Annotated in this window: 11 protein-coding genes; 7 read left to right on the top strand and 4 right to left on the bottom strand. The window is 74.8% G+C overall.

Features of this window, described 5'->3' with window-relative positions; translation table 11 throughout:
• Nucleotides 1-36 precede the first annotated feature (36 nt).
• The 4 genes from ACFWEG_RS06220 to ACFWEG_RS06205 form a co-directional block, all read right to left on the bottom strand.
• Nucleotides 37-1272: a cupin domain-containing protein gene (locus ACFWEG_RS06220; protein ID WP_387209760.1), complete on the bottom strand. Its 1236-nt coding sequence runs from the start codon at nt 1270-1272 to the stop codon at nt 37-39.
• Complete coding sequence (locus ACFWEG_RS06215) at nt 1269-1619, bottom strand: BatC protein (RefSeq protein ID WP_387209758.1); 351 nt, start codon at nt 1617-1619, stop codon at nt 1269-1271. The genes ACFWEG_RS06220 and ACFWEG_RS06215 overlap by 4 nt, the downstream gene beginning before the upstream one ends.
• Nucleotides 1620-1803: 184 nt before the next feature.
• Entirely contained in the window at nt 1804-2376 is a 573-nt protein-coding gene (locus ACFWEG_RS06210) for a dihydrofolate reductase family protein (protein WP_387209756.1), read from the bottom strand.
• Nucleotides 2377-2500: 124 nt separating this feature from the next.
• Nucleotides 2501-3532 (bottom strand): saccharopine dehydrogenase family protein, encoded by a 1032-nt coding sequence (locus tag ACFWEG_RS06205; RefSeq protein WP_387209754.1) that lies wholly within the window; start codon nt 3530-3532, stop codon nt 2501-2503.
• Nucleotides 3533-3674: 142 nt separating this feature from the next.
• On the opposite strand from ACFWEG_RS06205, the gene ACFWEG_RS06200 reads away from it, so the two are divergent.
• The 7 genes from ACFWEG_RS06200 (at nt 3675) to ACFWEG_RS06170 (ending at nt 12847) form a co-directional block, all read left to right on the top strand.
• Nucleotides 3675-4646: a helix-turn-helix domain-containing protein gene (locus ACFWEG_RS06200; RefSeq protein ID WP_387209752.1), complete on the top strand. Its 972-nt coding sequence runs from the start codon at nt 3675-3677 to the stop codon at nt 4644-4646.
• A gap of 291 nt (nt 4647-4937) precedes the next feature.
• Complete coding sequence (locus ACFWEG_RS06195; protein WP_387209750.1) at nt 4938-5720, top strand: CoA transferase subunit A; 783 nt, start codon at nt 4938-4940, stop codon at nt 5718-5720.
• A 1-nt stretch (nt 5721) separates the two neighbouring features.
• Entirely contained in the window at nt 5722-6375 is a 654-nt protein-coding gene (locus tag ACFWEG_RS06190; protein ID WP_387209748.1) for a CoA transferase subunit B, read from the top strand.
• A 375-nt stretch (nt 6376-6750) separates the two neighbouring features.
• Nucleotides 6751-8271 (top strand): PHB depolymerase family esterase, encoded by a 1521-nt coding sequence (locus tag ACFWEG_RS06185; RefSeq protein WP_387209746.1) that lies wholly within the window; start codon nt 6751-6753, stop codon nt 8269-8271.
• Between the two features lie 218 nt (nt 8272-8489).
• The gene (locus ACFWEG_RS06180; protein ID WP_387209744.1) at nt 8490-9275 is read left to right on the top strand and encodes a 3-hydroxybutyrate dehydrogenase; all 786 of its coding nucleotides are present in this window, start codon (nt 8490-8492) and stop codon (nt 9273-9275) included.
• A gap of 172 nt (nt 9276-9447) precedes the next feature.
• On the top strand, nt 9448-10854 hold the full coding sequence (locus tag ACFWEG_RS06175) for an MFS transporter (RefSeq protein WP_387209742.1): 1407 nt from the start codon (nt 9448-9450) through the stop codon (nt 10852-10854).
• A gap of 82 nt (nt 10855-10936) precedes the next feature.
• On the top strand, nt 10937-12847 hold the full coding sequence (locus tag ACFWEG_RS06170) for a helix-turn-helix domain-containing protein (RefSeq protein ID WP_387209740.1): 1911 nt from the start codon (nt 10937-10939) through the stop codon (nt 12845-12847).
• Nucleotides 12848-12851 lie beyond the last annotated feature (4 nt).

Raw genomic sequence — 12851 nt, 5'->3', positions numbered from 1 at the left:
ACGGCCTGCCCGCAGCCCGGTACCCCGACATCGGCCTCACGGGAGCGCGGGGACGGCGACGCCCGATCGCAGGAGGCGTTCGGTCAGGGTGAGGCCGAGGTCGGCGGCGGTGTGGGGGCCGCCGTCGAGCAGGCGGGCGACCGCGCGCAGCTCGGAGGGGGCGAGGTCGAGCCAGCCGACGCGGGTGTGGAGGCGCGGGCCGTCGAGTCGGGGTTCGAGGCCGGCGCGGAGGCGGACGGAGGAGGAGGGGGCGAGCCCGCGGAGGGCGGCGAGCTGGGTGAGGGGGCCGAGGGCCGCGGGCCGCCCCTGCGCCCGGCGCGCACGGTGGAAGCGGGGCGCGGGGTCCGCCTTGGCGAGCGCGACGGCGAGGTGCTCGCGGACGAGCGCGACGTCCGCGGCGAGCGCGCCGTCGGAGACGCCCAGCGGCAGCGACCCCCGCATCCGCGGGTCCTCCCGCAGCGAGGCGAGCGCGGTGCGGGCCAGCTGCTCGGCCAGCTCGTGGCGCGTCCAGGCGTGGACGCCGAGGGTGAGGTGAACGGAGACCTCGCCCTGCGCCTCCGCCGCGTGGAGCCAGCCGCGCGGGAGGTAGAGGACGTCGCCGGGGGTGAGCACGGTGTCGAGGAACGGTGCGCGGCCGGCCGCCTCGGTGACCGCGTCGCGCCGGTCGGTCCACGGCTGGTCGCGCAGGGGGTCGACGAGGACGGGTTCGTGGACGATCCACCGTTTGGTGCCGGTGACCTGCAGGACGAAGACGTCGTGGACGTCGTAGTGGTCGTCGAAGCCGCGGTTCTGCGGCGGGGTGACGTAGGCGTTGGCCTGCACCGGGTGGCCGAGCTCCGTGCTCAGCCCGGCGCAGAGGTCCGCGACCGGTTCCCAGGTGCGGTGCAGCGCCTGGAGGACGAGGGTGGCGCCGTCGGCGAAGTGCCGCCAGAGCGCGGTGTCGTCGAGCTGGTCGGCGACGGTCGCGCCGACGCCGGCGGGGGCGGTGAACGACGACTCCGGCAGCGTGGCGCCGTTCTTGGCGACGCGCAGGAAGGGGGTGCGCAGGCCCCGGCGCGAGACCAGCTCGTCGACGGCGGCGGCGGAGAAGAGGTCGGCGAAGTCGTCCCCTCGGGACGGGGTGAGCAGTGCGGTGCGCGACCAGACGTCGCGGGCGAACGCGTCGGGGGGCAGGTCGGTGAGGCGCGGCAGGCAGGCCGGGGCGGCCTCCGGGACCCCGGCGCCGGTCGGGGCGCCGGGATCCCGGAGGTCGGTGCGGGTGGCCCCGCTCAAGAGGCGCCGCCGTCCGCACCGCCGTCGTGCACGCCGGGCGTACCGGACGCGCCACCGTCCGCCGGGCCCTCCGCGCCGCCGTCGGCTCCACCGTCCGCGCCGCCGTCGGCTCCACCGTCATGGACGCCGGGCGTACCGGACGCGCCACCGTCCGCCGGGCCCTCCGCGCCGCCGTCCGCACCGCCGTCGTGGGCGCCCGGAGTGCCCGCCGCGCCACCGTCCGCGGGACCCTCGGCGCCGCCGTCGGCACCGCCGTCCGCTCCGCCGTCGTGCACGCCGGGCGTGCCCGCCGCGCCGCCGTCCGCGGGGCCCTCGTGCTCGTTCGGGTCCTGCTCGGGGTTGGTCATCGCTCCTCCTGGGAATCGGACGGCTGGGGAATCGTGGGCGTGGTGGGAAAACCCCGCCCGATTTCACCGTATCGCCGCGGACCGGAACTCTCGATTCGGCCGGGAGGAATCCGTGGAGGCGCGTCGCGCTCGCCTCACCTGCGCGGATGCCGTCCGATGGCGGAATCCGCGCAGATGCCGATAATCAGCGGACGACGTCCAGGATCTGCTTCTGCAGACCGTTGGAGAACACCTCGTGCTCGACGAGCTTCAGCTTCTGGGTGTCCTTGTCCGACGTGCTGAACAGGCGCTTTCCCGCGCCGAGGAGCAGCGGGAAGACGACCAGGTGGTAGCGGTCGATCAGGCCCGCGTCGGACAGCGCGTGGTTCAGCGCCGCGCTGCCGTGCATGATGATCGGCCCGCCGTCGGTCTCCTTCAGCGCGGCGACCTCGTCGAGCGAGCGCAGGATGGTGATGTCGCCCCAGTCGGTCACCAGGTCGCCGTCGGTGAGCGTGGTGGAGACGACGTACTTCGGGAGCTCCTTGTAGCGCGCGAAGTCCGCCATCCCCGGCCACACCGGGCTGAACGCCTCGTAGCTCACCCGGCCGAGGAGCACCGCCTCGGCCTCCTCCTGCTCGCGCGCCTTGATCTCGTAGGCCTCCGGGACGAAGTCGACGTCCTTGAAGGTCCAGCCGGAGTTGCGGTAGCCCTCCTCGCCGCCGGGTGCCTCGACGACGCCGTCGAGCGAGACGAAGGCGGAGCTGATGAGAGTACGCATGTGCGGTTCCTCGTTTCCCGTGGTCGGTGCTTCGGCGGTGGCGCCGTCACGATCGGACCGTACCGGTCCTTCGGCGGCGCCCCAACTGCCCTTACAGACCGCCGCGCCCGGGAGAACTCATCGGTCACGGGGCGGGGAGTTCGACAGTCACGTGCGGGGCGAGCGCCCGGAGGAAGTCGGCGGCGTCGAAGACCTCGCCGGCGGAGACGACGCCGACGGCGCGGGTGCGGCCGTCGAGGACGCGGGTGAGGGCCTCGACGACGAGCGGCGCGGTGACGGCGTAGATGTCCTGGCCGCGGGCGACGGCGCGGCGTTCGGCGGCGCCGGCGCGGACGCGGACGTCGACGACGAAGGTCTGGTCGGAGCGGCCGGCGGCGTCCGCGGCGACGGGCGCGGGGGTGTCGGCGGCGGCGAGGTCGCGGGCGGCCTCGGCGGACATGTAGGTGCGGACCTCGGGGATGTCGAGGTGGCTCGGGAGGGTGACGACGTCGGCCATGGTGAACTCGCCGAGGACGGGGCGGCGGCCCAGGGGTGCGGGGAAGTCCCAGTCCTGGGTGGGCAGTTCGCCGCGGACGTACTCCAGGCGGCCGGCTGTGAAGCGGACCCGGCCGCCGTCGCGGCGCTCGCGGGAGACCGCGCCGGCGACGCGGGTGCCGGCGGTGGGGTGCCAGCTGCTGAGGCCGTAGGCGACGTGGGCCTCGTCGGCGGCGGTCCACTCCCCCAGCGCGGCGGTGGCGAGCAGGTCGCCGAGGCCGCCGAAGAAGGCCATGGCGGGGACGACCACGGCGCCGGCCTCGCGGGCCCGGTCGGCGAAGTGGGCGAAGGTGTCGGCGTTGGCCTCGATCTCGGCGGCGACGTCCAGGTACGGGATGCCGGCCCGCAGCGCGGCCTCGACGACGGGGGCGGCGGTGGTCGCGAACGGTCCCGCGCAGTTGACGACCGCAGCCGAGCCGTCGAGCGCGCGGTCGAGGGCGGCGGGGTCGTCGACGGACGCGGGCCGGACGGCGAGGTCGGTGCCGTACGCCTGCGCCTTCAGCTTCTCGGCGTCGCGGCCGGAGAGGACGGGGACGAATCCGCGTGCCAGGAGCTCGGCGACCACGAACCGTCCGGTGTGGCCGTACGCGCCGAACACCGTCACCCTCTGCGTCGCTGCCATGGTTCTCTCCCCTGGTGTGTGCGCGGTTCCCGCAGGTCCGCGCGGTGTGTGTGCGCCGTGGTGTGCTGCTGGGGAAGATCCTGCCGGGGCCCGGCCCCTCGCGGTGAGTGTCCGGAACGCCGTGCCCCATACACTTCCGGACATGACCTCTGTCGCACTGGCCGTCACCGACGGCATGCTGCACTTCGAACTGGGCCTGGCGTGCGAGGTGTTCGGCCCGGGCATGACCGGGAAGGTCGATCCCTGGTACGAGTTGTCGCTGTGCGGCCCCGGGCCCGTACGGGTCGACCGGTTCCGTCTCGACCCGGACCACGGTTTCGAGCAACTCCCCCACGCGGACACGGTGATCGTGCCCGGCTGGGCCGACGTCGACGTGCCCCCGCCGCCCGCGCTGCTCGACGCGTTGCGCGCGGCGTACGGGGCGGGGGCGCGGATCGCGTCGCTGTGCACGGGGGCGTTCGTGCTCGCGGCGGCAGGCCTGCTCGACGGCCGGCGGGCGACCACGCACTGGGGCCACACCGCCGACCTGGCCGCGCGGTTCCCGGCGGTGACGGTCGACCCGGACGTGCTCTACGTCGACGACGACCGGGTGCTGACCTCGGCCGGGAAGGCGGCGGCGATGGACCTGTGCCTGCACCTGGTGCGGCTCGACCACGGTTCCTCCGTCGCCAACACGCTCGCCCGGCGGCTCGTCGTGCCGCCCCACCGGGACGGCGGCCAGGCGCAGTTCGTCACCACTCCCCTGCCGGAGCCGGCCCGGCACCCGCTCGCCGAGCTGCTCCCGTGGGTGCTGCGGCGGCTCGACCAGCCGCTCACCGTCGAGGACCTGGCGCGGGAGGCGCGGATGAGCTCCCGCCACCTCGGCCGCCAGTTCCGCGCGGTGACGGGCACGACCCCGCTGCAGTGGCTCCTCGTCCAACGCATCCGCCACGCGCAGGAGTTGCTGGAGACCACCGACGACACCGTCGACGCGGTCGCCGCCGCGACGGGCATGGGCACGGCGACGACGTTGCGCCGCCACTTCAACCGCACGGTGGGCGTCCCGCCGGACGCCTACCGGCGGACGTTCCGGGCGGGGGCGGCGGTCGGCCCGGTCGACGCCGGCCGGGGATGACGTTTCCGGCCCGTCACACCGTGCTGATGCCGAGGGTATCGGTCGTCGGGAGCGGGCCCCCTAGCCGAGGACGGCGACCCGTGAATCGCCGGGGCGGTCGGCGCGCCGGCGCCGACCTGCCCACATGTTCCGCCCCGTTGTTGTGTGGCCGTCCACCATCGTGTCGCGCTCGGCGCGGTTCCTAGGCTCGCTGCCAGGCGCTCGCACGGCTCCGGGCCGCACGGGAGTGCCCGCCGCGGTGGTGGGGGTCACCACCGCGGCGCTGAGGCGACATCGGTGGAAGGAAAGCGCGTGGGGCTGGACAAGGTGGTCGACGACGCCGTCGAGGCGGTCGGGGACATCGGGGAAGGGGCGTCGATCGCGGTCGGCGGCTTCGGACTGTGCGGGATCCCGGGCGTGCTGATCGAGGCGCTGCGCAGGCGGGGCGTCGGGGGGCTGCGCCTGGTGTCCAACAACTGCGGCGTGGACGACCGGGGTCTCGGCCTGCTGCTCCGCGAGGGCCGGATCGCCCGCATGACCAGCTCGTACGTGGGCGAGAACAAGGAGTTCGCGCGGCAGTACCTGAACGGTGAGCTGGAGGTCGAGCTGGTCCCGCAGGGAACGCTCGCGGAGCGGCTGCGGGCCGGCGGGGCGGGGATCCCCGGCTTCTACACCCCCGCCGGGGTGGGCACGCAGATCGCGGACGGCGGGCTGCCGTGGCGCCACGACGCCCACGGGGGCGTGGCCGTCGCCTCGCCCCCCAAGGAGGTCCGGTCCTTCGCCGGGCGGGACCACGTCCTGGAGGCGGGCATCAGCACGGACTTCGCCCTCGTCCGGGCCGCGCTCGGCGACCGGCACGGCAACCTGGTCTTCGACGCCTCGGCCCGCAACTTCAACCCGCTGGCGGCGATGGCCGGGCGGGTCACGGTGGCCGAGGTGGAACGGCTGGTCGAGCCGGGGGAGATCGCCCCCGACCGGGTCCACCTGCCGGGCGTGTTCGTGCAGCGGGTGGTGGTGGCCGCCGCGGACGGCCCGGCGGCGGAGAAGTGGATCGAGCGGCGCACCGTGCGGTCGCGCGAGAGGGAGGCGGTCTGAGATGGCGTTGACCCGCGAGCAGATGGCGGCCCGGGCCGCCCGGGAGCTGCCGGACGGCTCCTACGTCAACCTCGGCATCGGCCTGCCCACCCTGATCCCCAACTTCCTGCCGCCGGGCGTCGAGGTCGTGCTGCACTCGGAGAACGGGGTGCTGGGCGTCGGCCCGTACCCGTACGAGGACGAGGTCGACGCGGACCTGATCAACGCGGGCAAGGAGACGGTGACCGTCGTGCCCGGTGCGGCGTACTTCGACTCCGCGCTGTCCTTCGGGATGATCCGCGGGGGGCACATCGACGTCGCCGTCCTCGGGGCGATGCAGGTGTCGGTCGGGGGCGACCTGGCCAACTGGATGATCCCGGGCAAGATGGTCAAGGGCATGGGCGGGGCCATGGACCTGGTGCACGGCGCGCGGCGGGTGATCGTGCTGATGGAGCACACCGCCCGCGACGGCAGCCCCAAGCTGGTCCCGGAGTGCACGCTGCCGCTGACCGGGCGGGGGGTCGTCGACCGCGTGGTCACGGACCTCGCGGTGATCGACGTGACGCCCGCCGGCCTCGTCCTGCGCGAGACCGCGCCGGGGGTGCGGGTCGACGACGTCCGCGCCGCGACCGGTGCCGAGTTGGCGGTCGCCGCGGATCTGGTGGCGGCGGCCTGAGACCCGACGGGCGACGAGAGCGGGGGCGCCGGTGCCCGCCCCGGCGCGGAGCCGAAGCCGTGGATGTGGGCGTGGCCGTGGGCAGAGGAGAACCTCGTCGGGGAGCCGTCCCGAGGAGGGGAGCCCCGGAAGACCGCCCGCGGGCGGGCGGCGGTAGCAGCGTCGCGGCGCCCGCACAACGGGTCGGCGCCCACAGCCCGCCGCGCGCGCTGTGGGGGACAGCACCATGACCGCGAGGCGGAACCGCCTCCTACGGTTGCGGCACCCCGGCGCCCCGGCGCAGGCCGACGCGGTCGTCACGGTCGCGGCGCTCCGTCGCGGATCCGGGGTCGCGCGGTCGGCGTCGACCGCGCGCCACCCGTTGAGGGAGCCGCCGTGCTGTCGCATGAACGAACCTGTCCGAGGCCGGAGCCGGCCGACCGCCCCCGGGGCCCGCGCCCGGGCCGTATCCGCCGCGCGCTCGGCCGGATCGCGGCCGTCGCGGTCCTGGCGGCGGGAGCCGCGCTGCTGCCGCCCGCGCCGCCCGCGGAGGCCGCCGTCACCCTGCAGCGGGTCACCTCCTTCGGGGCCAACCCCGGCGCGCTGAACATGTACGTGTACCGGCCCGCCGGGCTGCCCGCGTCGCCGCCCGTGGTGCTCGCCCTGCACGGCTGCACGCAGAGCGCGCAGATCTACGCCGACAACTCCGGGCTGGCGAAGTTCGCCGACCGGCACGGGTTCCTGCTGGTGTTCCCCGAGACCACCACCGCCAACAACGGCAACAAGTGCTTCAACTTCTTCCAGCCGTCGGACAACCGGCGCGGGCAGGGCGAGGCCGCCTCGATCCGCCAGATGGTGTCCCACGCGTCCTCCGCCTACGGGGCCGACCCGCAGCGCGCGTTCGTCACCGGGCTCTCGGCCGGCGGCGCCATGACCTCGGTGATGCTGGCGACCTACCCGGAGGTCTTCCGGGCCGGCGCCGTCGTCGCCGGCATCCCCTACGCCTGCGCGGGCGACGTCGGGGCGGCCTTCACCTGCATGAACCCCGGCGTCGACCGCACACCGGCCGCCTGGGCGCAGTCCGTACGGGACGCCCACCCCGGCCACACCGGGCCGTCGCCGAGGGTCGCCGTGTGGCACGGCGACGACGACCCCACCGTCGTCCCCCGCAACGCCACCGAACTGCGCGACCAGTGGACGGCCGTCCACGGCCTGGGCCAGAGCCCCGACCGCACCTCGACGCTCACCCCCGGGAACACCCGCAGGGAGCAGTACCTCGCCGCCGACGGGAGCGTCGCCGTCGAGGTGAACCGGGTGCCGTCCATCGGGCACGGCACACCCGTGGCACCGGGCAGCGGCCCCCAGCAGTGCGGGGCGACGGGGACGGCGAACTTCATCGCGTCGATCTGCTCCAGCTACTGGATCACCGGCTTCTTCGGCCTCGACGGGTCGTCCGCACCCGACCCCGGCGGGCTCCCCGCCCCGGCCGGCCTCCGGGCGTCCGGCGTGACCGACTCCGCGGTGACCCTGGGGTGGGACGCGGTGGACGGCGCGGCGTCCTACGCCGTGTACCGGGACGGGGTGCGCGTCGCCACCCCCGCCGCTCCCCCGTTCACCGACACCGGACGCACCGCGGGCACGGCGTACACCTACACCGTCGCGGCCCGCGACTCCGCGGGGGCCGAGGGCGCGCGCTCGGCGGGCGTCACCGCCACCACGACGGGCGGCACCGCCGCGACGTGCTGGACGGCGAGCAACTACGCCCATGTGCAGGCCGGGAGGGCGACCACGACGGGCGGCTACACCTACGCCAAGGGCTCGAACCAGAACCTCGGGCTGTACAACACGTTCGTCACCCACACCCTGAAGGAGTCGCCTGCGGGCTACTACGTCCTCGCCGACGGCGGCTGCCCCTGACACACCGTCAGCCGACGAGGTCTGCGGCTCACCCTTCGCGCCCGCACCCTTCCCGAGGGTCGCGGGCGCGGCGCGTGCGGCTCCGGGGCCCCGCACGCACTCCCCGCCCCGCACGGGCGGGAGCCCGCGGCAGTAGTGGCGTCCACCATGACCGCGGTCGCGACTGTGGCGGTCCCACCCATGTCAGCGCCGTCCTGCCGTCCCGCATGCTTCCGGCCATGACAAGCGGATTCACTCCCCCGCCCGACGCGGCCTCCGGCGTCGACCTGACGGGCCGCACCGCCCTGGTGACCGGCGCCGGCAGCGGCATCGGACGGGCCTGCGCCCAGGCGTTCGCCGCCGCCGGCGCGTACGTCCACGTGGTGGACGTCGACGCGGAGTCGGCGAAGGGCGTCGCCGAGGAGATCGGCGGCCGGGCCCACGTCGTGGACCTGGCCAGGGCCGACCTCGTCGCCGAACTCCCCACCGACGTCGACATCCTGGTCAACAACGCCGGACTGCAGCACGTCGCCCCGCTGGCGGAGTTCCCGCCGGAGCGGTTCGACCTCATCCAGCGCGTCATGGTGCAGGCGCCGTTCCTGCTCATCCGGCAGTCCCTGCCGCACATGACGGCCCGCGGCTGGGGCCGGATCGTCAACGTCTCCAGCGTGCACGGGCTGCGCGCCAGCGCGTTCAAGGCCGGTTACGTGACGGCCAAGCACGCCCTGGAGGGGCTGAGCAAGGTCGCCGCCCTCGAAGGCGCACCGCACGGGGTCACGAGCAACTGCGTCAACCCCGGGTACGTGCGCACCCCGCTGGTGGAGCGGCAGATCGCCGCCCAGGCGGCGGCCCACGGCATCGAGCCGGACGAGGTCGTCACCGAGGTGATGCTCGGACGCTCCGCCATCAAGCGCATGATCGCGCCGGAGGAGGTCGCGGGGGTGGCGCTCTGGCTCTGCGGCCCTCACACCGGCTACATCTCCGGTGCCTCCGTGCCCGTGGACGGCGGCTGGACGGCGGCCTGACCGCCGTCCGACCACCCTCCGCCCCGCGGCCGCGGGCCCGGGCGTTCCGGCCCGCGCACCGACGCGACCCCGGGCCGTCACGACCTGCACCCGTCCCACGGCCCCTCCCGTAGAACTCCCCCACGTCGCACCCCCCGTCCCCGCACCGTCCCCGCCCAGAAGTGGACCCGTCATGGCAACCAGCCCGATCACGGCAGACCAGCCGCCCCGTACCGGGATCGCGCGCGTCATCAGCGCGAGCCTCATCGGCACCACCATCGAGTGGTACGACTTCTTCCTCTACGGCTCCGCCGCCGCACTCGTCTTCAACGAGCTGTTCTTCCCCAGCAGCGAGCCGCTGGTGGGCACCCTGCTGGCGTTCCTCACCTACGCCATCGGCTTCCTGGCCCGGCCGCTCGGCGGGGTCGTCTTCGGGCACTTCGGCGACAAGGTCGGCCGGAAGAAGCTGCTGGTCATCAGCCTGCTGATGATGGGCGGCGCCACCTTCGCCATGGGCCTGCTGCCGACCCACGCCACGATCGGCGTCGGTGCGCCGATCCTCCTCACCCTGCTCCGGGTGATCCAGGGCTTCGCGCTCGGCGGCGAGTGGGGCGGCGCCGTGCTGATCGTCTCCGAGCACGGGGACGAGAAGAACCGCGGCTTCTGGGCGTCCTGGCCGCAGGCCGGCGCGCCCGGCGGCAACCTGCTCGCGACCGGTGTGCTCGCGCTGCTCGCCGCGTTCCAGTCCGACGAGGCGTTCCTCGCCTGGGGCTGGCGCATCCCGTTCCTGCTGTCGGGCCTGCTGGTGGTCGTCGGCCTGTGGATCCGCGTGTCGGTCTCGGAGTCCCCGGTCTTCCTGGAGGCGCAGGCCAAGGCAGCCGCGCGGGAGGCCGCGGGGGTCAAGCAGGAGGCGCCGGTGACCGAGGTCCTGCGCACCAACGGGCGCGGCGTCCTCACCGCGATCGGCACCCGGCTCGGCGAGAACATCTCGTACTACATCCTCACCGCGTTCCTGCTGGTGTACGTGACCACCCACCTCGGCCTGTCCAAGAGCAACGGCCTCAACGCCGTGCTGATCGGCTCGGCGGTCCACTTCGTCACCATCCCGCTGTGGGGCGCGCTCTCCGACCGCATAGGCCGCCGGCCCGTCACGCTCATCGGGTCCGTCGGCATGATCGGCTGGGCGTTCGCCTTCTTCGCGATGCTGGACACGAAGTCGTTCCCGGTGATCGCGCTGGCCGTGACGGTCGGTCTGCTGCTGCACGGCGCCATGTACGGCCCGCAGGCGGCGTTCATCTCGGAGATGTTCGACACCAGGGTCCGCTACTCCGGGGCGTCGATGGGCTCGCAGCTCGCGTCGATCATCGGCGGGGCGCTCGCGCCGATCATCGCCGTCGAACTCCTGAAGGACTACGACTCGTCGCTGCCGATCTCGGTCTACCTCGCCGCCGGTGTGCTCGTCACGACCCTCACCGTCCTGGTGGCCAAGGAGACCCTCGGCCGTAACCTGGCCCAGGACGAACAGCGGGACCCGGCCTCCGAGAAGGCGGCCGGCGACCGCGAGGGCGTCGGGCGCGACCGGGTGCCGGCCGACAACTGACCTCCGCCCGCCCGTCGCCCCCGCCGCCGCCGGTATCGGCGCGGGGGCGGCGGGCGGACGCGCCGCACCCGGGAGAGCACCCATGACCACCACCGCCCCCCGCCCCGGCGGCCCGTCGCGGACGACGGGGCTGCGCAGGCTGCTCGACCTGCTCGCCGAGGGGGCCCCCGCGGAGCACTTCACCCGGCCCGCCGACCCGGACCTCCCGGCGGCGGAGGCGGCCGAACTGGCGGAGGCCGCCCAGGTGGCGCTCCGCATCCGGCGCACCCTCAGCCAGCACCGCCGGCGGGAGGCGGAACTGGCCGCCCTGTTCGACACCGCCGGCGACCTCGCCGCACTCCGCGACCTCGACGCGCTGCTCCGGGCGATCGTGCACCGGGCCAAACTGCTGCTCGGGACGGACGTCACCTACCTCTCGCTCAACGACGAGGAGGCGGGCGACACGTACATGCGCGTCACCGACGGCTGCGTCTCGGCGGCGTTCCAGCAGGTGCGGCTGGGGATGGGCGAGGGGCTCGGCGGCCTCGTCGCCGCGACGGCCCGCCCGTACACCACCGGCGACTACGGCGACGACCCGCGGTTCAAGCACACCTCGACGATCGACCACGCGGTCGACGAGGAGGGCCTGAGGGCCATCCTCGGGGTCCCTCTCCGGCTCGGCACCCAGGTCATCGGCGTGCTCTACGCCGCGGACCGGTCGGCGCGCACCTTCGGCCCGGACGAGGTGGCGCTGCTCTCCTCACTGGCCGACCACGCCGCGATCGCCATCGACAGCGCCCGGCTGATGGAGGAGACCCGCACCGCGCTGGTCGACCTCAACGCGGCCTCGCGGACCATCGAGGCGCACAGCGACGCGATGCGCCGCGCGGAGGAGGCCCACGACCGGCTCACCGACCTCGTGCTGCGGGGCGGCGACGTCGCCGACGTGGCGAGCGCCATCGGCACGATCCTCCAGGGCGGGACCCTGATCCACGACGCGGACGGCGTCGAACTGGCCTGCGCGGGAGCCGAGTCCCAACCGCCGCCCGCTCAGGCCGTCGCCGCCTCGCGGGTCGGCGGCCGGGCGGTGCCGGTGGACGGCACGTGGGTGTGCGCGGTGCTCGCCGGCCACGAACTGCTCGGCAGCATCGCCCTCACCGGCCGCGGCGACCTCGGCGACGCCGACCGGCGGCTCTTCGAACGGGCCAGCGTCGTCACCGCGCTCCTGCTGCTGCTGCGCCGCTCCGTCGCGGAGACCGAGGACCGGGTGCGCGGCGAACTCCTCGGGGACCTCCTCTCCCGCGCCGTCGACGTCGGCACCCTCGCGGCCCGTGCGCGGCGGCTCAAGGTCGACCTGTCCCGCCCGCACACCGTCTTCGTCCTCCACGCGGGGGCCGTGCCCCGGCAGCGGCTCCTCGCGACCGCCGCGCGGACCGCCCTCGCCCGCGGAGGGCTGGCCGGACTGCACCACGAACAGGTCGTCCTGGTCTGCCCGTCCGCGACCCCCAGCCCCTGCGCCGCCGAGATCGCGGACGAACTCGGCCACACGCTCGCGTCCCAGGTGACGGTGGGCGCGGCCGGGCCGGCGGTCGGCCCCGAGACCTTCGCCGACGCCCACCAGGAGGCGCGACGCTGCCTGCGCGCGCTGCTCGCGCTCGGCCACACCGGCCAGGGGGCCGCACTCGCCGACCTCGGCTTCGTCGGCGTCCTGCTCGGCGAGCAGACCGACCTGCACGGGTACGTGCAGCGCACCCTCGGCCCGCTCCTCGCCTACGACGCGCGCCGCGGCACCGACCTCACCGGTACGCTGCGGGTGTACTTCGCGGCCGGCATGAACCAGACGCGGGCCAAGGACCGGCTGCACGTCCACGTCAACACCGTCGTCCAGCGCCTCGACCGCATCGGGCAGCTCCTCGGATCGGGCTGGCAGCAGCCGGAACGGGCCCTGGAGCTGCAACTCGCCCTGCGGATCGCGCAGGTGTCGCCCGGCGCGGACGGCTCCGGCGCCGCGTGACCCG

This window comes from Streptomyces sp. NPDC060194 (assembly GCF_042728285.1).
Classification (GTDB): domain Bacteria; phylum Actinomycetota; class Actinomycetes; order Streptomycetales; family Streptomycetaceae; genus Streptomyces.
This window is presented reverse-complemented; position numbering and strand designations above follow the sequence as displayed.